The organism is Streptomyces sp. NPDC019890 (assembly GCF_044903445.1).
Lineage (GTDB): Bacteria > Actinomycetota > Actinomycetes > Streptomycetales > Streptomycetaceae > Streptomyces.
Window position 1 is genome coordinate 164918 of sequence record NZ_JBJDQK010000010.1, and the last position, 18394, is coordinate 183311.

The following is an 18394-nucleotide window of genomic DNA, read 5'->3' on the forward strand; positions in this document are numbered from 1 at the left end:
CTGTGCTGTGGTGAGAGAAAGTGAGGGGAGAAATCAGTGCTGGTTGGCGAGACCGAGGTCGTGCAGGAGCGTTGAGCGGAGCTCCTCACGTGCGACGCTCGCTTCGCGGTCCGCGGCCGAGATCCGGACGTGGTGCGACGTGCCGATGCGCCCGTTGCTCATCACGACGATGCGATCCGCCAGCGCGATCGCCTCGTCGACGTCGTGGGTGACGAGCAGCATGGCCGCGTGGTGCTTGCTCCTCAGCGCCCGCACGAGGTCGTGCATGCGCAGCCGCGTGATCGCGTCGAGCGCCGCGAAGGGCTCGTCGAGGAGCACGAGTTCGGGCTCCGAGACCAGTGCCCGCGCCAACGACACCCGCTGGGCCTCGCCACCGGAGAGCTCCTTGGGCCATGCCTTCTCGCGGCCCGAGAGTCCGACCTCGGCGAGTACGTCGCGGGCTCGCCGCTCCGCGTCCGGTCCGTACAGGCCGAGCGTGACGTTGCGCAGAACCCGCTGCCACGGCAGCAGACGGTCGGCCTGGAACACGATCGCGCGCTTCGCCGGGACCTCCACCAGCCCCCCGTCGGGCCGGTCAAGACCGGCGAGCACTCTCAGGAGGGTGCTCTTGCCGCAGCCGGACGGACCCAGCAGGACCACCAGTTCCTCGTCGGCGATGGTGAGGTCCAGATGGTCGAGCACCACCCGGTCACCGAACTGGCGGACGACCTTCTCGACGACGACCCCGGCCTGCCTGCGGGGCTGCGTCGCAACCGTGGCGCTCATGCCGCCTCATAACTGGGGCGCCACCGCAGCAGCACCCGCTCGAGAACCCGTACGAACTGGTCGGCGAGCAGACCGAGGAGCGAGTAGATCACCAGCCCCACGAAGACCTGGTTGGTCTGGAGATAGGTCTGCCCTTGAGTGATGAGGAAGCCAAGACCCTTGTCGGCGTTGACCGTCTCGGCGGCGACGAGGCCCAGAACGCTGTACGCGAGAGAGAACCGGAGGCCGACCAGGAACCCCGGCAGGGCTCCGGGCACCAGCACACGTGTCACGAGGCGCCAGGCGCCCGCGCCCGTCGTCCGCGTCATCTCGATCAGACGCTGGTCGACGCCCCGGATCGCGGCGAACAGATTGAGATACATCGGGACCCCGGCGCCGAACGAGATCAGGAGCACCTTCGTGAGCTCGTCGATGCCGAACCACACGATCATCAGCGGCAGCACCGCGAGAAGCGGGATCGTGTTCAGGATCTGGACGACGCCGTTGAACAGATACTCACCGCTGCGCAGCAGACCACCGAGCACCCCGGTGGCGATGCCCACCGTCAGACCGGCCGCAAGACCGATACCGGCCCGTTGCAGCGAGATGGACAGGTCCGGTCCGAGGACGCCCTGCTGCCACAGATCAGCAGCGGACCTCACAATGGAGGTCGGGGCCGGAGCGTAGGTCTTCGTCAGCACCCCGGTCCTGGAGAGGATCTCCCAGGCGATCAGGATCACGACCGGTGTCGTGTAGATCCCCAGCGGCCAGCGCAGCCGCCCCCGGAGCGTGCTGAACAGCGTCTGGCGGCGGGCATTGCGCGGCAGGAAGACCTCGCGTTTCGGCGCGCTCTTCGTCTCGGCAGCCGACCCGACGACCGGCGCTGCGAGGCGGATCTCGGTCATGCCCCGACCTCCAGGACGCTGGTGCAGTGCGTGGCGGTCGAGGAATCAGGCGGCGCCGTGAAGTCGACGCCCTCTACGACCGCGCAGATGCGGCCGGTGAGTTTGCGGATGGACGGAGGCATGAGGAGGTCCCCCCTCGAGGAGTGGGCGCACCACCGGGTGCTGAGAGTCTGGGAGTTGGAGTGAACGGGCGAGACGCGGGGCCGAACGACCGCGGAGTCAGTAGTCGGTCCGGTCGTACTGCGGGAGCGACCGACGACTACACGAGGAGCGCCCAATGCAGGTCAATCCACAGGGGAAGGCCGTGCGACCGCCGCGGCCGGCGGGTGCTGTCCCGCCGCACCTGACGGTACGTCACCTCGTCTGCCTGAAGCCGGCCGGCGGCGCGAGCGCACACACTTCTCCCCGTAGCGGAGAGGAGAGAGGCACAGAGGAGCCGGAGAAGGAGGCGTTCAGGAAGTGGATACGGCGGTCCAGCAGGGAGGCACCGATGTGCGGGCGGCTTCACACCGCCTGTCCCTGATGTGCGCCTTCAGCGCACACCGGCCGCTGCCGGGGACCGCTTTCCGGATCAGCGACAACAAAACGCGCTGGACACGTGCGCCAGATCGATGTGGCGCCGCCGAGTCAAGTCCACGCGCGGTTTCATGGAACGGGAGTTCAGCAGACGTCCACCACTTCGGTCAAGAAGTTCCGGAATAGGTCTTGCATTGCGGACACCAGGAACTTCTCCGCCTCAGGAGTGAGCCGCGGCGCCTTCCACGCGGGCCGCCGGGCCGACCTTGACGCCTCCCGCCACGCCGGGGCCCGTGTGCTCCACGCCGGCTCGATCCCCGGCCGGCTCGTGGCAGCCGATTGGTCCACGGCATACGGCCTCGACACGAGTGAGTCAGTGACCCGTCCAGCGGGGTGGACGCTTCTGGGCGAACGCCGCTGGTCCCTCGACCGAATCTTCGCTGCTGAAAACCTTGCGTACGGCGGCCTCGTTCAGTTCATCCCACATCGGGCCCTCCCAGTCCGACCCGTATGCCGCGGCACGGTGGACAACGGCTTTGCTCTGCTGAACCGCCACCGGGGCGTTGGCCACGATCGTCTCTGCCAGCCCCAGGGCCACCTCGAGCGATGTCCCTGCCGGAGCCACCCGGTTCACCAGACCCCACTTCAGGGCCGTCTGCGCCGACATGTGCTCTCCGGTCAGCGCCGCCTCGAGCGCGATCTTCAGCGGAACCTGGCGTTGCAGTCGGAGCACCCCACCGCCTGCGGCGAGCAGTCCCCGCTTCACCTCGGGGAGGCCGAGTTCGGCATGCTCATCGATCACCGCCAGGTCGCAGGCCAGCACGATCTCGGTGCCCCCACCGAGAGCAAACCCGTTGACCGCTGCGATCACCGGCTTGTCGATGAACTTGCGGACCATACCGGCGAAGCCCCATTCGGGGTGGCCTTCGGCATGGATGCTCACTCCCGCGGCAAGCGCCTTGAGATCGGCGCCCGCGCAGAAGCCTCGGCCCCGACCGGTGATCACCACCGCCCAGATCTCGGGATCGGCACTGCACTCATCGAGCACGTTCCCGAGCGCGGTGGCGAGCGCGGCGTTCACCGCATTCATCGCCTCGGGCCGGTTCAACGTCACGATGCCGATGTGTTCGCGGCGCTCGAACAGCACCGCCGAGCCCTGGGCGGACATCACTACTCCTTCTCAGATCCCGGCTTCGTCAGCGATTCGGCATGCCTTGTCCACGAGCGCATCGATGCGTTCCACGGTGGGCGTGCCTGTCGCGCTCTTGTTTCTCGGTTCGTCGATGGCTCGCCTCATGACGCCCTCGGCAATCACAGCCACCTTCCACAGGCCCAGCACGTGCCAGAACTTCAGTGCCGCCGGGTCCCGGCCTGTTTCGGTCAGATACGTCTGAGTGAGCTCGGCACGGCCCGGGAAGCCTTCGAGGACGGAGGCGGCGAAATCGCCCCCGGTCGCCTCCTCTCCCGGTTCCGGCCAGTACGCCAGCAGGCTGCCCATGTCCGCCAACGGATCCCCCAGCGTCGACAGCTCCCAGTCGAGCGCCGCGGTCACCTCCCCGCTGTCGTAGGAGGTGATGACGTTGCGCAGATGGAAGTCGCCGTGTACGAGCGTCAGTTCGCGCTGCTCCGGGACGGCCGTGACAAGGCGCCGGGTGAGGTCCTCGAGGGCGGGGAGCTCGCGGGTCCTGGACTTCTCCCACTGGCCCGACCACCGCTTCAGCTGACGTTGCGCATACGGCCTGTGGCTGGCCAGACCGGTCAGCCCGGTCGCCTCGAGATCGACCGCGTGGATCTTCGCCAGCGTCCGCGGCAACGACATCCCGATCGCCCGGCGGCGCTCGGGCGTCAGCGACTGCGCGATCGGCATCGTGTCGACGACCTGGCCGTCCACGAACTCCATGAGCAGCAGCGGGACATCGGTCACGGCAGGGTCACCGGTCAGCCCGAGCACCCGTGGGGTCGGGACGGCGGTGTCCTCCAGCGCGGTCAGAATCCGCGCCTCGCGTGCCACGTCGTGCGCCGACGCCAACAGGTGACCCAGCGGTGGGCGCCGCAGCACCCACCTGCGGCTGTCCTGGTCCCGTACCAGGTAGGTCAGATTCGACTGGCCGAGCCCGATCCGGTCGAAGGTCAGCGGCCGGGCGAAGTCGACGCCGAGGGTCTCGAACCAGCGGCTCACCGCCTCGGCGTCGATTCCGGCGAGGTCCGCGCTAGACACCGATGCCGGCCCCTTGCCTGAACGGGAGCACGTCACCGAGCAGTTGCCCGCCGTCGATCACCAGGGTCTCACCGGTGATCCAACTCGCGGCGTCCGAGACGAGAAAGGCGACCGCCTCGGCGATGTCGGCAGGCTCCCCTATGCGCCCAAGTGCCGTCGAGGCGGACAGGGCCTGCTCGTGCTCCTGCCACAGAGCCTCGGCCAGCTTCGTACGCACCACACCCGGCGCCACCGCGTTGACGCGAACCTTCGGCGAGAGTTCCAGGGCCAGTTGCTTCGTGAGATGGATCAGTGCGGCCTTCGAGGCGTTGTACAGCCCGATGTTCGCCTCGAAGGCCATGCCGCCGACCGACGCGGTGTTGACGACCGCCCCGCCGTGCTCGCCCATCCAGGCCCGCGTTGCCAGCCCCGTCCACAGGACGGGAGCCCACAGATTCACGTCGAAGGTCTTGGCGAACCGGCCGTGGTCCTGGTCGATGACCGGCCCGAAGGCAGGGTTGGTCCCCGCGTTGTTGACGAGGATGTCCAGGCTTCCGAAGCGCTCGAGCGTCAGATCCACACAGCGCCGGGCCGCCTCTTCGTCGACCGCATGCGCTCCGACGCCGACCGCTGTTCCCTTGACCTGGGCCGCGGCGGCGTCTGCCGCCTCCTGGGACCGGGAGGTGAGGACGACGTTTGCGCCGGCCGCGGCGATGACCTGGGCGATCGCCAGCCCGATACCGCGTGAGGCGCCGGTGACGACCGCGGTGCGACCGGTGAGATCGAGTCCGGCCATGTCAGTTCACCGCTGCCGTGGCCGCGTCGCGGTACTGCCGCAGTTCCTGTCTGGCGATGGCCCTCTTGTGGACCTCGTCGGGACCGTCCGCCAGCCGCAACGTCCGCAGGTGCGCGTACATCATGGCCAACGGGAAGTCGTCGGTCACTCCGGCTCCCCCGTGCACCTGGATCGCGCGGTCGATGATCTTCAACGCGATGTTCGGGGCGGCCACCTTGATGGCTGCGATCTCGGTGCGCGCTTCCTTGTTCCCGACCGTGTCCATCAGATGCGCGGCCTTGAGCGTGAGCAGGCGGATCATCTCGATGTCGATACGCGCTTCCGCGATCCAGTCCTGGACATTGGACCGTTCGGCAACCGGACGACCGAATGTAACCCGTGACTGCGCGCGCCGGCACATCAGCTCCAGCGCCCGCTCGGCCGCGCCGATCGCCCGCATGCAGTGGTGGATACGACCTGGCCCGAGGCGGGCCTGGCTGATCGCGAAACCCTCGCCCTCACCTTTGAGGATGTCCTTGGCCGGCACGCGCACATTCTCGAAGGTGATCTCCGCGTGGCCCTCGCGATCGGCGTACCCGAAGACCGGGAGGTTCCGGATCACGGTGACCCCGGTGGCGTCGATGGGGACGACCATCATCGACTGCTGGCGATGCGGGGCCGCCGTGGGGTCGGTCTTGCCCATCACGATGAGCACCTTGCAGTTCTTGTGCATCGCGTTCGAGGCGAACCACTTGCGGCCGTTGAGGATGTACTCGTCGCCGTCGCGCTCCATGCGCAGCTCGATGTTGGTGGCGTCGGAACTGGCCACTGCCGGCTCGGTCATCGCGAAGGCCGAGGCCATGGTGCCCTCGAGCAGCGGCCCCAGGTACTTGTCCTTGTGCTCGTCGGTGCCGAAGAGGGTGAGCACCTCCATGTTCCCGGTGTCCGGGGCATTGCAGTTGCACGCTTCCGAAGCGATGTGGCTGCGCCCCATGATCTCCGCCAGTGGCGCGTACTCGAGGTTGGTGAGTCCGGGCCCCCAATCGGGATGCGGGTGGAAGAGGTTCCACAGTCCCCGCCGACGGGCCTCGACCTTGAGGTCCTCGATGATCGGGGGCTGGAAGTGCGGGTCACCCGACGCGCGCATCTGCTCGTCGTACACCGCCTCAGCGGGGTAGATGTGCGAAGCCATGAACTCGAGCAGCTCCGCCTGGTACTTCTTGGCGCGGTCCGAGGTCTCAAACAGCGACATCTGAACTCCTGATGGGTAGGGAGGGAAAATTTGCCTGCGCGAGCAGGGAGCTCTGGTAGCGGCGCATCCCGCGCAGCCACCGGTCGTAGTCCGAGCCCTTGTGCCGGTACATGTCCAGAACTTCTTCGTGCGGCAGGATCAGGAAGCGCTCGTCCTCGATCGCGGCGAGGACGGCGTCGGCGACCTCGGCCGGCTCGAGAACGTCACCCGCGGACGTGACGGCCCGCGTGGCCGCTTGCCCCAGGGCGTCCCCGGAGTCCTTCCCCAGGGACAGCATCCCGGTGTTCACCCCCATCGGACACAGACAGCTGACATGGATCCCGCGATCGCCATAGGTGACGCTCAGCCATTCGGCGAAGCCGACGGCCGCGTGCTTGGTGACGGCGTACGTGGCGGAGCCGATCTGGGTGAGCAGCCCGGCCGCCGAGGCGGTGCTGACGAAGTAGCCCTCGCCGCGCTCCAGCCACCGAGGCACCAGCAGCGTTGCCGCTCGGATGTGGGCTCGCAGGTTCACGTCGATCGAGAGGTCCCAGTCCTGCTCGCTCGCGCCGAGGCCGGGTGCCCCGGCGATACCCGCGTTCGCGAAGTAGAGGTCGACCGGACCGAACGCGCTCTCCGCCAGGTCGATCAACTGCTGGATCTGCGCGGTGTCCGACGCGTCCGCGCCGGCGCTCACGGTGCTTCCCGGATGGTCGTCGTTGACCGACTCCGACACCGCCCGCGCGGTGTCCGCATCAAGGTCCGCCACGACGATGCGGACACCTTCGCGAGCGAGCCGTGCGACCAGCGCGCCGCCGATGCCGCCTCCGCCACCGGTGACGATGGCGACTCTTTGTGCAACGTTCACAGCGGACCCTCTCCATGGCGGGGCGTGCGGTACCGGACACGGTCCCCCGAGATGGTGCGACCGTGGCCTCCGCCTCTTTGTATAGTTGAATCCGACGTCAAGTTCAACCGTCCGGAGTGCACCACCACGCGGAGCAGGTCGCCTCGCCCCACTGGACCGCGGACAGAGAATTCACGGTGGGCGTCCCCGCACGTTCGTCCGCCCCAGGGGTAGGAGGGGCCCACCGAACAAGGCACGGCCCGGCGCCGCGTCGTTTCAACTGCTGACGTCCGACGGCTGCGCCTCGGCTCACCCATCCGCCTGCGCGCGACGTCGCACCCGTGGAGGAGAGGAGAAGACCCTCGGCGGCGGTCTCGCCCGGGCCGGCGCTACTGCCGGATCAGGATCAGCGGTGGCCGGGGAACCGCAGGGCGTTCGCCCAGAGCCGGGTGACCGTGGAGACGAGTTCCTCGAAGTCCACCGGCGTACCTTCTTCTTGCCCTTCGCCGAGCGCGAAGGCGTTGTAGGCCATGACGCTGACCATGCCCGACAGCGCCCGGGAGGCCAACATCGGATCGACCTCACGGTCTGCGACACCCCGAGCCTGCAGGTCGGCGATGCCGCGGGCGTTGCGGCTGATGAACGCATCCGTGCGCCGAGTCCGGAACTCACGGAACTCCGGCTCCACTTGTGCGACCTGCTCAAGCAGTGCCATCAGCTTCGCGTTCCGCTTATACGCCTCGAGATACGCGCGATTGCTCGCCTCGAGTACCGCATACGGATCGTCGGTACCCTGCACCCGGCCCATGCCGGGGTGCATCATGTCCTCCTGCGCCTCCAGCAGGACGGCGGCAAGCACCTCTTCCTTGTTCGCGAAGTAGGTGTAGAAGGATCCCGCCGCGCAGTGGGCCTCTTTGGCGATGTCGATCAGGCGGGTGTCGAGGTAGCCGTCCCTCTCGAACACCTTCCGCGCGGCCTTCACCAAAGCGGCCCGTGTCCGAGCTCCGCGCTTCGTCGTCGGCGGCTCGCGAAGTGACGAGAGGGGCGCCATAGGCGGTGCCTTCTCGCTGTAACTCTCCTCGGGCGCGGTGGTATCCATCGCCGAAAGGGTACTTGAATCCGACACCGGAGTCACAAATTCGCCACGTGCGCGCAGGGGCGCCGACGCCCTGACCGGCGCCCCAGATGTTCAGTTACCGGCGGGCGGGTGCGTCGCCGAGCGCGGGGTCGCGGGTCAGCTCCGTACGGTCGATGGAACGCTTGAGGATCTTTCCGCTCGGACCCTTGGGCAGCTCGTCGACGAACCGGATGATGCGCGGGATCTTGTAGGCGGACAGTCGCTCCCGTGTCCAGCTCGACACCTCGGCGGCACCGAGCTCCGAACCCGGCCGGGCAGCGACGAGCGCTGCCACCTCCTCGCCGTAGTGGTCGTCGGGAACGCCGATCACGGCTGCCTCGATGATGTCCGGGTGCTCGTAGAGAACTTCCTCGACCTCACCGGGGTAGACGTTGTAGCCACCGCGGATGATCAGGTCCTTGATCCGGTCGACGATGCGCAGGTCGCCGTCCGTGTCCGTTTCGCCCAGGTCGCCGGTCCGGAACCAGCCGTCGGGCGAGATCGCCGCGGCGGTGTCCGCGGGGCGGTTGAAGTAGCCGCGCATCACCGTGGATCCCTTGATGTGGACCTCGCCGACGGTACCCGGCGGACACTCGTTGCCGTCGAAGTCACGCACCTGGACCTGCAGCCGCGGGACCGCCCGTCCGGTGTACCCGGTCTTGCCGCCGCGGTCGATGTCGTTGAAGGTGCCGAACGCGGTGGTCTCGGTGAGCCCATAGCCTTCGAGGATGGTGCAGCCGAACCGGGCCTCGAAGGCCCGGGCTATCTCCCCTGGCAGCGACGCGCCGCCGGAGACGGCGACACGGAGTTGGGCGAAGTCCGCCGGGTCCGCATCGCCCGCCGCGTGCAGCATCGCGTTCCACATGGTCGGTACGCCGGCCATGATGGTGAGCCGGTCGCGGCGCAGCATCTCCAGCATCGACGCCGGGTCGAACCGGGCCAGCAACGACATCGAGCCGCCCGCGGTCAAGGTCGCCATCATGACCGCCGCCTGGCCGAACACATGGAACAGGGGGAGTCCGGTGCCGGTACGGTCGGCGCTCGATCCGCGGCTGCACTCGGCGCCGATCTCCCCGGCGGACAGCAGATTCCCGACCGTGAGCTGGGCGCCCTTCGGCCGCCCTGTCGTACCCGAGGTGTACAGGATGGCCGCGGTCTCGTCGCCGTCCCGGTCGACCATGGGGACGGGGTCGGCATCGGTGACCGTCGCGCCCGGGGACAGCGTCCAGGAGGGCACCTTGAGCGTCGCGGCCGCCTCGGCGACGGCGGGGCCGAGGGCGTGCCATGCGATCGCCAACGAGCACCCGGCGTCGCCGAGAACGTACTCGGCCTCGGCCCGGGTGGACATCGTGTTGACCGGCACCACAACGCAGCCCGCGGCCTGGATCCCGAGGTAGGCCACCACGAACTCGGGCACCGACGGCGCCGCCAGCAGCACCCGGTCCCCCGGGGACAGGCCGGCGGTGGCCAGGGCGGCGGCGTACCGGACGCTCGCGTCGCGCAGTTGCCGGTAGGTCCACTGATCCGCGCCGCCGCGCAGCGCGATGTTGTCGGGAATTGCAGCCGCGTGGCGGCAGACCGGGTCGAAAACACTGGCCATGGGCGGTGCCTTCCGGGGATGTGAGCAGCTGATGCGGTACGGGTCCCCCTCGCCCACCAGTAGAATTGAATCCGACCTCGACTTCAAGTCAGCCGACGGCGGAATCGGCGGGCGCGAGCACTGTCGCTCCACCCTGCGGGTGGTGCCGATCCCGGGCATGACCGTTCCCCGCGACCCATCTCCCGTCGATTGGTCGATCGGCCGGTCAGGTCGGTCGATCGGTCAGGCGGTGATCCTGAAGCGTTCGGCGAGTTGGCGGCGGGTGTCGGCGGCACCGGTGTGCAGCACACCCCCGATTCCGATCCGCGCCGCTCCGTCGAGGTTCTGCCGCAGATCGTCGATCATGACTGCCTCCTCGGGGGAGACGCCGAGGCGTTCACATGCGATCGCGTAAATCCGCCGGGAAGGCTTGCGGATCCCGACCTCGGCGGAGATGACGACCGCGTCGGCCACAGCGGCGAGGTCGACACCGTCGTAGGTTCCGTGCCCGAACGAATTGGATACCAGCGCAACGGGATACCCGGCGGCGCGAAGATCACCGAGCAGGGCGAGCATGTCCTGGTCGATCGACATTCCCGCTTGCATCCGGGCCGTGAGCCCCTCGGCGGGCACATCGGCACCGTGGGCACGAAGACGTTCGGCGAATCCTCGCTCGAAGGCATCGGCGTCGATACGGCCGCACTCGTGGTCGGCCAGGAGGGCGCGTGATGGCTGGTCCCCGCTGAGGAGGTCCAGCGGCAGGCGCGGGTCGCCGCCGAGCGCGGCGCCGAAGTCGGTGAAAGCCCGCAACACACTGGAAGTGATGACCCCGCCGAAGTCCACGAGGACCGCGGTTCGGGCCTTTTCCACCACGCTCGACACAGTATCCACACCCTCTCTCGCGGCCGGCATCCCACCGGCCGATGCGACAACGGCCGACTTCCCACCGGCCGTTGCGACAGCAGCCACTGATTCTCATGAGAACCCGAGCCACCCTGACGTCCCGATGGTTGTATAGTTGAATTCGACGTCAAGTTCAACCAGATCATCTGGGAGGGCAGATCGTGACCGAGCTGAGCATCTCCACTCCTGCGGGCGTGTTCGACGCGATCGTGGCGGGTCCGCCCGAGGGCCGCCCGGTACTGCTGCTCCACGGCTTCCCGCAGACGCGGCTGGTCTGGCAACGGCAGATCGCGGAGCTGGCCGCGCACGGCTACCGGGTGGTGGCACCCGACCAGCGCGGGTACTCCCCCGGGGCCCGCCCCGAACGGCCCGAGGACTACCGCATCAGCGTCCTGGTCGACGATGTGGTCGCGATCACGGAGGAACTGGGCTGGGCGTCGTTCGACCTGGTCGGCCATGACTGGGGCGGCGCGGTGGCGTGGTGGACCGCCGATGCCCACCCCGGCCGCGTACGTACCCTGACGGTGGTCTCGACCCCGCACCCCGGCGCTCTGGCCACCACATTGCGCACCGACCAGGACCAGCGCGAACGATCGCAGTACATGATCGCCTGGCGGGAAACGCCCGCGACCGAAAAGCGCATGCTCGCAGGCGATGCCGAGGCACTTCGCGCCACGTACGCCGGAAAGGTCCCGCGGGCCAGCGCCGAGGCCTATGTGCGGCACCTGTCCCAGCCGGGTGCTCTCACCGCGGCGCTGAACTGGTACCGGGCCGGCCGCCCCGACGGCGCGATCGGCGTCATCGACGTGCCCACGCTGTACGTCTGGAGCACACAGGACAGCGCGTTCGGCCCGGCGGCCGCGCGGGAGACCGGGCAGTGGGTCAACGGGCCGTACCGGTTCGAGACCCTCCAGGGCGTCAGCCACTGGATCCCCGAGGAGGCACCCGAGACGCTGAGCCGCCTGCTGCTCGAACATCTGCGAGCGCACGGCGAATACGGAACCACGGCGAACACCCCGTCGGCCGACTCCCAGAAGAGGTGACCCCATGAAGGCAGCGCGAGCAGCCTGGCGCCGGCTCGAGCCTGTACACGGCATGATCTACTTCGCCCCCGAGGGACGGCGACGGTACGCGGACCTCGGACTGAGCGGTCGCGCCGGGTACTTCGCCTCCCGGAGCGCCGCCCTCGGCCGAGCCTCCGCCGACCTGGTCATCTCGACCTTCTACAACTTCAACCCCGGTCTCGTACGCAAGGCGGTCGACGGGGTGTGGGAGGCGGCGACGCCTCAGCAGGTGCTGGACGCGCGGCACGCCGCCGCGAGCGAGGCCCTGCGACGGGCCGGGATCCACGAACTCCCTGCTCTGGACGAGGTCCTGGCGCTGACCCGCACGGCCGCCGAGGCGGCCTGCGAACACGCGCAGGGCCGACCGCTGTTCGCCGCGCACGCCGCCCTGCCCTGGCCTCAGGAGCCGGTACTGCAGCTGTGGCACGCCCAGACGCTGCTCCGGGAGTTCCGTGGAGACGGCCATGTCGCGTGCTTGCTGAGCGAGGGTGTGGGGGGCTTGGAGGCCCTGGTTCTGCACGCTGCCACCGGTGAGGTTCCCGTCGACTTCCTCAAGGCAAGCCGCGCATGGCCCGAGGAGGAGTGGGCCGACACCGAGGAGCGCCTGCGCACACGAGGTCTCCTCGACGGCGACTCCCTCAGCCCGGAAGGCGTACGCCTGCGCCGGCACATCGAGGACCGCACCGACCGCCTGGCCCTGCCCGCCTACGCCGCCCTGGGTGACGCCGACTGCGAACGTCTCGCCGAACTGGCGAGCCCCTTCGGCCGCACCGTCATCGAAGCCGGGCTCCTCAAGCTCGGCTGAGCGCGCGCTTCACGCCCCCTCCCCTTTCGAGCTTGATCTGCTCGAACTGGGCGGCCATGGTCTAAGAGAGGGCACTCCATGCCCAGCTCACGCGCTACCCGAGGAAGCTGAGCCGCACCTGACGGTCCGGGTTGTCGCGGTTGGTGTCCACCAGACAGACCGACTGCCAGGTGCCGAGCTCAAGACGGCCGCCGATGACCGGCAAAGTGGCGTGCGGCGGTACGAGCGCGGGCAGGACGTGGTCCCTGCCGTGGCCGGGGCTGCCGTGGCGGTGCTGCCAGCGGTCGTCGGCCGGGAGCAGCCTGTGCAGCGTGGCGAGCAGATCGTCGTCACTGCCCGCGCCGGTCTCGATCACGGCGATGCCGGCGGTCGCATGCGGGACGAAGATGTTGAGCAGGCCGTCCCTGGCGCCCGCGGTGTCCCGCAGGAACTGTTCGCAGGCGTGTGTCAGATCGGTCACCGTCTCGGTGGAGCCTGTGGTGATGGTCAGGGTCATGGTGGTGAAGGGTCCGGGCATGGGTCCATCTTCTCGTTCCCGGGCCGTCGAGCCACCTGCGCGCGGACGGGAGACCACCCCTGCGCTGCGTCGTTCAGGAGCTCGCCGTCGCCGCCCGCCGCAGTGCCTCGATCAGCACCTCCACCGACGGGCGCCCGCGCGAGGCCGCTCGTACCGCCACCACCACATGGCGTTCGACCACGTCGTCGAGCGGCACGGCGACGATCCCCTCGGAGCGCAGCCGCAGCATCAGCCCGGTCAGCGGTGCCAGTCCGAGTCCCTCCCCGACCATGGCCAGCGAGGTCGCGGTGTCGGTCACCTCGTGGGCGACCCGCGGTTCGAATCCGGCCCGGCGGCAGGCCGTGCGCACGGCACGGCCGTAGTACGTGTGCGGCGCCGGCAGAATCCAGTCCCGCTCCGCCAGTGAGGTCAGCCGCCAGGACGTCCCGGCGGGCGGCGCCTGGCCCGTCGGCACGGCCACCGCAAAGCGCTCGGAGTGGAGCCGTACCAGATCGGCGGCGGCGTCCCGGGCGAGCGGGGCATCGGGGTAGTCGAGACCGAGCGCCAGGTCGACCCGCCCGGCGGAGACCTCGGCATGGGCCTGGTCGACATCCACCTCCTGGCTCACCACGCGCACACCGGGGTGGTGCTCGCCGAGCCATCGCAGCGCGGGCGGCAGGAACGCCGCGGCCGCCGTGCCGAACACCCCGAGCCGCAGCCGCGCCGCGATCTGAGTGCGGGTGCGCTCGATCGCGGCCGCCGCCTCGGCCTGCGCCTGCAGGATGTGCCCCGCGTGCACGACGAGGGTGTGCCCGGCGTCGGTGAGCTCGACCCGGCGTCCCACCCTTCTGATCAGCTGGGCGCCCGCCGTCCGCTCCAGCTGTGCGAGCTGCTGGGAGATCGCGCCGGGCGTGTAGCCGAGCGCCGCGGCGGCCGCCGTCATGGTGCCGCAGCGGGCGAGTTCGACCAGCGCGCGCAGATGCGCTCCACCCAGTTCCATAGAGAGGATCTAAAAGATCGACTGCCGGAACTGTCAATGGACGCGAAGAGTCGGCCGCGTCCACCATGCATTCATGGGTCACAGCGCTGAGGACGTCGCAGAGGTCGTCATCATCGGCGGTGGCGTCGTGGGAGCCAGCATCGCCTTCCATCTCGCCGAGGCCGGGGTGCGCGGCGTCCTGGTCCTGGAGCGCGACGAACCCGCGTCCGGATCGTCCGGCAAGCCGATCGGCGGCATCCGCGCCCAGTTCTCGGACCCGCTCAACATCGAACTGGGACAGCGCAGCCTGGAGGCCTGGCGGGCGTTCACCACCCGCCCCGGGGCCGACATCGGCGTCGAGGGCGTCGGCTATCTCTTCCTCCTCGGCACCGAGGCCGAGGTGGCGACGTTCCGGCAGGCCGTGGGCGTACAGAACGACCTCGGCGTCCGCAGCAGGATCATCTCGCCCCGCGAGGCGCACGAGTTGTGCCCCTATGTGGATCCGCACTCCATCGCCGCCGCTGCCTACTCCCCCGACGACGGCTATGCGCTGCCGAAGGCCGCCGTGCGCGGCTATCTGCGCGCGGCGGGGCGCCTCGGCGCGAGAATCCGCACGCACTGCACTGTCACCGGCATCGATGTCGACGGCACTCAGGTGCGGGCGGTGCGTACGACATCGGGCACGGTGCGCACCTCGACGGTGGTCTGCGCCGCCGGTCCCTGGTCCGCGGCGGTCGGCGCGATGGCCGGGGTGGAGCTGCCCGTCACCCCGCTGCGCCGCCAGATCGCGCTGACCGGACCGCTGACCCCCGTGCCGCCGCGGATCCCGTTCACCCTCGACTTCGACTCGACGCTCTATTTCCACAACGACAGCGCGGGCGGTCTGGTCCTCGGCCTGTCCGACCCGAGCCAGGAGCCGGGGTTCGGGCGGGAGTTCAGCCGGGAGTGGCTGGAGCCGTTCCGCGAGGCGGCGCGCAGGCGGGCCCCGGCGCTCGCCGGTCTGGAGGCGAAGGGCGGCTGGGCCGGGCTGTACGAAATGACTCCGGACCGCAATGCGCTGATCGGCCGCTCGGGCGACGTGTACGGCTTCCTGTATGCCACCGGATTCTCCGGGCACGGATTTCTGCAGGCGCCCGCCGTCGGCGAGATCGTCCGCGATCTTTACCTCGACTCGGCGCCGGTCATCGATGTGGGACCGCTGTCCGCGGCACGTTTCCAGGGCCGGGCGACCGTCCGCCCCGAGGCCCACATCATCTGACCCCCGCACGACCGAACCGGAAGGAGGACTCAATGCTCCCCACCTGGCGACTGCGGGCCGCGTTCGCCCGTCGGCTCTCCGACATGTACGGGACGGAAGTTCCCGCGTACACCACGCTTCTGGAGGTGTCGGCGCAGGTCAACGACGAGGTGATCAGCAAGGACGGCGACGCGGGACGGCTCGGCGGCATTGAGCGGGTCACCGCGGAGCGGCACGGCGCCATCCGGGTGGGCACACCGCGCGAGATGCGCCAGGCCGCCCAGATCTTCGCCGCGCTCGGCATGCAGCCGGTGGGCTTCTACGATCTGCGCGAGGCCGCGGCGAGCTCGGTGCCGGTCGTGTCCACCGCGTTCCGGCCCATCGACGCCGAGGAGCTGGAGCGCAATCCCTTCCGGGTCTTCACCTCCATGCTCACCACCTCCGACCGGCGGTTCTTCGACGCCGGTCTGGAGGCGCGGCTCGAGTCGTTCCTGGGCCGGCGCGAGCTCTTCCCGCCCGAGCTGCTGGAGCTGGCCGCGCGCGCCGAGCGGGAGCGGGGGCTCGACGAGCCGTCCGCGGAGCGCTTCCTCACCTTGGCGGTCGCCGCCTTCGAGCTGTCCCCCGAGCCGGTCGACCGCGCCTGGTACGCCGAGCTGGAACGGATCTCCGCCGTCGCCGCCGATATCGGCGGGGTGAGCAGCACTCATATCAACCACCTCACACCGCGGGTGCTCGACATCGACGAGCTCTACCGGCGCATGGGCGAGCGCGGCATCACGATGATCGACCGGATCCAGGGTCCGCCGCGCTGGGACGGCCCCGATGTGCTGCTGCGCCAGACCTCGTTCCGCGCACTGGCCGAACCGCGCCGCTTCCGCGAGCCGGACGGCAGCGTCGTCGAAGGTTCCCTGCGGGTGCGCTTCGGCGAGGTCGAGGCACGCGGCATCGCGCTCACCCGCTCGGGCCGCGCCCGCTACGACGAGCTGATCGGCGAGCCCGCCCCGGTCTGGGCCGAGCGCTTTCCGCGCACCGAACGCGAACTCGCCGTCCAGGAGCAGGCGTTCTTCCGGTATGAACCGGCCGACGACCGCCCACGGGACGGCCGCACCCCGCCGCAGGATCTTGCGGGCCTGATCGACGGGCGCTGGGTGAACGCCAACCCCATCGTCTACGAGGACTTCCTGCCCCGGTCGGCCGCCGGGATCTTCCAGTCGAACCTCACCGACGAGGGCACCAGGGACGCCACGGCCCGGGGCGCCCACTACGACCAGCAGTGGCTCTCCGGCGTACTGGAGCGCCCCGTGCACGACCCCTTCGATCTCTGTGCCGCTCAGCAGAACAGCTCACTCAAGCAGGCCCGCCGGGCCATCGGACTCCCCAAGGACACGCCGTGACCAGCAACAGCACCACGCTCCCCGACACTGATTCGCTGCGCGTCCGGGCTGGCGAGAGCCTGCTCGGCTGCGGCGCCCGGCTGCCCGCACAGGGCGGCGATGTCATCGCCCGTACGCCGCTGACCGGCGGCACTCTCTTCACCCTGCCCGCCACGTCCCCCGAGCAGGCGGACGCGGCGATCGCGGCGGCGGATGCGGCATTCCGGCAGTGGCGCACGGTCCCGGCACCCCAGCGCGGGGCGCTGGTCAAGCGGCTTGGCGAGCTGCTGACCGAGCACAAGGAGCAGCTCGCCGACCTGGTCACCATCGAGGCGGGCAAGATCCGCTCCGAGGCGCTGGGCGAAGTGCAGGAAATGATCGACATCTGCGAGTTCGCGGTCGGACTCTCGCGACAGCTGTACGGACGGACCATGGCTTCCGAGCGCCCCGGTCACCGGCTCTCGGAGAACTGGCACCCGCTGGGCGTGGTCGGCGTGATCTCCGCGTTCAACTTCCCGGTCGCCGTCTGGTCGTGGAACACCGCGATCGCGCTGGTCTGCGGTGACACGGTGGTCTGGAAGCCCTCGGAGCTCACCCCACTGACCGCTCTCGCCTGCGACGCGCTGCTCGCCCGGGCCGCCGCCGACACCGGTGCCCCCGATGGGGTGCACCGGCTGCTCCTGGGCGCACGCGAGACGGGCGAGCGACTGGTCGACGACGAGCGTGTGGCGCTGGTGAGCGCGACGGGGTCGGTACGGATGGGGCGCGAGGTCGCCCCGCGGGTGGCCGCACGCTTCGGCCGCTGTCTGCTCGAACTGGGGGGAAACAACGCGGCGATCGTCACCTCCTCTGCCGATCTCGATCTCGCCGTGCGCGGGATCGTCTTCTCCGCGGCGGGCACCGCGGGCCAGCGCTGCACCAGCCTGCGCCGGCTGATCGTCCACGAGGACGTGGCGGACCAGCTGGTGGAGAAGATCGTCCACGCATACGGCCAGCTGCCGCTCGGCGACCCGTTCGACGGGGCCACCCTGGTGGGCCCGCTGATCTCGGCGAGCGCGCACCGGGGCATGGCCGAGGCGCTGACGGCGGCCGAGGCCGACGGCGGGAAGATCCTCAGCGGCGGCGAGCGGAAGCTGGCGGAGCAGGCGCCCGATGCCGTGTACGTACGGCCCGCGGTGGTGCGGATGCCGGCGCAGACCGAGATCGTCCGCCGGGAGACCTTCGCCCCGATCCTCTACGTGCTCACCTACCGGACCCTGGAGGAGGCCGTCGCGCTGCAGAACGGGGTTCCGCAGGGCCTGTCCTCCAGCATCTTCACGCAGGACCAGCGGGAGGCGGAGCGCTTCCTGGCCGCCGACGGCTCGGACTGCGGCATCGCGAACGTCAACATCGGCACCTCGGGTGCCGAGATCGGCGGTGCGTTCGGTGGCGAGAAGGAGACCGGTGGCGGTCGAGAGTCGGGCTCGGACGCCTGGAAGGCGTATATGCGCCGGGCGACGAACACCGTGAACTACTCGGACAGCCTGCCATTGGCTCAGGGAGTGAACTTCCTCTGACGGGCCCTTCCTCCGGCCCCTCCGAGTGGGCGGGAAGATCCACGACCCCGGCACGGTTGGTAGAAACGTG

The 18394-nt window shown here is 69.6% G+C and carries 18 protein-coding genes; 5 read left to right on the forward strand and 13 right to left on the reverse strand.

Annotation, left to right across the window (positions count from 1 at the left end):
* Window positions 1-33 precede the first annotated feature (33 nt).
* The 11 genes from ACI2LP_RS25820 to ACI2LP_RS25870 form a co-directional block, all read right to left on the reverse strand.
* Window positions 34-765 carry an ABC transporter ATP-binding protein gene (locus ACI2LP_RS25820; protein ID WP_404726882.1) on the reverse strand — a complete coding sequence of 244 codons (732 nt, stop codon included), beginning with the start codon at window positions 763-765 and terminating at the stop codon, window positions 34-36.
* Complete coding sequence (locus tag ACI2LP_RS25825) at window positions 762-1649, reverse strand: ABC transporter permease (RefSeq protein WP_404726883.1); 888 nt, start codon at window positions 1647-1649, stop codon at window positions 762-764. Before ACI2LP_RS25825 ends, ACI2LP_RS25820 begins: the two co-directional genes overlap by 4 nt.
* On the reverse strand, window positions 1646-1771 hold the full coding sequence (locus ACI2LP_RS25830; RefSeq protein ID WP_404726884.1) for a hypothetical protein: 126 nt from the start codon (window positions 1769-1771) through the stop codon (window positions 1646-1648). Before ACI2LP_RS25830 ends, ACI2LP_RS25825 begins: the two co-directional genes overlap by 4 nt.
* A 767-nt stretch (window positions 1772-2538) precedes the next feature.
* A complete protein-coding gene (locus tag ACI2LP_RS25835) occupies window positions 2539-3333 on the reverse strand; it encodes a crotonase/enoyl-CoA hydratase family protein (protein ID WP_404726885.1) in 795 nt (264 codons plus the stop codon).
* A gap of 12 nt (window positions 3334-3345) precedes the next feature.
* On the reverse strand, window positions 3346-4383 hold the full coding sequence (locus ACI2LP_RS25840; RefSeq protein ID WP_404726886.1) for a phosphotransferase family protein: 1038 nt from the start codon (window positions 4381-4383) through the stop codon (window positions 3346-3348).
* A complete protein-coding gene (locus ACI2LP_RS25845; protein ID WP_404726887.1) occupies window positions 4376-5158 on the reverse strand; it encodes an SDR family oxidoreductase in 783 nt (260 codons plus the stop codon). The genes ACI2LP_RS25840 and ACI2LP_RS25845 overlap by 8 nt, the downstream gene beginning before the upstream one ends.
* A gap of 1 nt (window position 5159) precedes the next feature.
* A complete protein-coding gene (locus ACI2LP_RS25850) occupies window positions 5160-6389 on the reverse strand; it encodes an acyl-CoA dehydrogenase family protein (RefSeq protein ID WP_404726888.1) in 1230 nt (409 codons plus the stop codon).
* Window positions 6376-7236 (reverse strand): SDR family oxidoreductase, encoded by an 861-nt coding sequence (locus ACI2LP_RS25855; protein ID WP_404726889.1) that lies wholly within the window; start codon window positions 7234-7236, stop codon window positions 6376-6378. The genes ACI2LP_RS25850 and ACI2LP_RS25855 overlap by 14 nt, the downstream gene beginning before the upstream one ends.
* A gap of 385 nt (window positions 7237-7621) precedes the next feature.
* Window positions 7622-8314, reverse strand: a complete 693-nt coding sequence (locus tag ACI2LP_RS25860) for a TetR/AcrR family transcriptional regulator (RefSeq protein ID WP_404726890.1) — start codon at window positions 8312-8314, stop codon at window positions 7622-7624.
* A 94-nt stretch (window positions 8315-8408) separates the two neighbouring features.
* Window positions 8409-9932, reverse strand: a complete 1524-nt coding sequence (locus tag ACI2LP_RS25865; RefSeq protein ID WP_404726891.1) for an AMP-binding protein — start codon at window positions 9930-9932, stop codon at window positions 8409-8411.
* A 222-nt stretch (window positions 9933-10154) separates the two neighbouring features.
* Complete coding sequence (locus ACI2LP_RS25870; RefSeq protein WP_404726892.1) at window positions 10155-10784, reverse strand: HAD family hydrolase; 630 nt, start codon at window positions 10782-10784, stop codon at window positions 10155-10157.
* Between the two features lie 191 nt (window positions 10785-10975).
* Between ACI2LP_RS25870 and ACI2LP_RS25875 the strand changes: the two genes are divergently transcribed.
* Together ACI2LP_RS25875 and ACI2LP_RS25880 are read left to right on the forward strand one after the other, a co-directional pair.
* Window positions 10976-11857: an alpha/beta fold hydrolase gene (locus ACI2LP_RS25875; protein WP_404726893.1), complete on the forward strand. Its 882-nt coding sequence runs from the start codon at window positions 10976-10978 to the stop codon at window positions 11855-11857.
* A 4-nt stretch (window positions 11858-11861) separates the two neighbouring features.
* Window positions 11862-12683, forward strand: coding sequence for a hypothetical protein (locus ACI2LP_RS25880; RefSeq protein WP_404726894.1), 822 nt, complete (start codon window positions 11862-11864; stop codon window positions 12681-12683).
* 94 nt (window positions 12684-12777) lie between these two features.
* Here ACI2LP_RS25880 and ACI2LP_RS25885 read toward each other — a convergent pair whose 3' ends face one another.
* Window positions 12778-13200 (reverse strand): secondary thiamine-phosphate synthase enzyme YjbQ, encoded by a 423-nt coding sequence (locus ACI2LP_RS25885; protein WP_404726895.1) that lies wholly within the window; start codon window positions 13198-13200, stop codon window positions 12778-12780.
* A gap of 73 nt (window positions 13201-13273) precedes the next feature.
* Window positions 13274-14179, reverse strand: a complete 906-nt coding sequence (locus tag ACI2LP_RS25890; protein ID WP_404726896.1) for a LysR family transcriptional regulator — start codon at window positions 14177-14179, stop codon at window positions 13274-13276.
* Between the two features lie 73 nt (window positions 14180-14252).
* Here ACI2LP_RS25890 and ACI2LP_RS25895 point away from each other — a divergent pair, with 73 nt between their 5' ends.
* Genes ACI2LP_RS25895 through ACI2LP_RS25905 form a run of 3 tightly spaced genes read left to right on the forward strand, consistent with a single transcriptional unit; the run spans window position 14253 to window position 18324 of the window.
* Window positions 14253-15416: an NAD(P)/FAD-dependent oxidoreductase gene (locus tag ACI2LP_RS25895; RefSeq protein ID WP_404726897.1), complete on the forward strand. Its 1164-nt coding sequence runs from the start codon at window positions 14253-14255 to the stop codon at window positions 15414-15416.
* Between the two features lie 32 nt (window positions 15417-15448).
* On the forward strand, window positions 15449-16789 hold the full coding sequence (locus ACI2LP_RS25900) for a 2-oxoadipate dioxygenase/decarboxylase family protein (protein ID WP_404726898.1): 1341 nt from the start codon (window positions 15449-15451) through the stop codon (window positions 16787-16789).
* Window positions 16786-18324 carry an aldehyde dehydrogenase family protein gene (locus ACI2LP_RS25905; RefSeq protein WP_404726899.1) on the forward strand — a complete coding sequence of 513 codons (1539 nt, stop codon included), beginning with the start codon at window positions 16786-16788 and terminating at the stop codon, window positions 18322-18324. Before ACI2LP_RS25900 ends, ACI2LP_RS25905 begins: the two co-directional genes overlap by 4 nt.
* The last annotated feature ends 70 nt before the right edge of the window (window positions 18325-18394 follow it).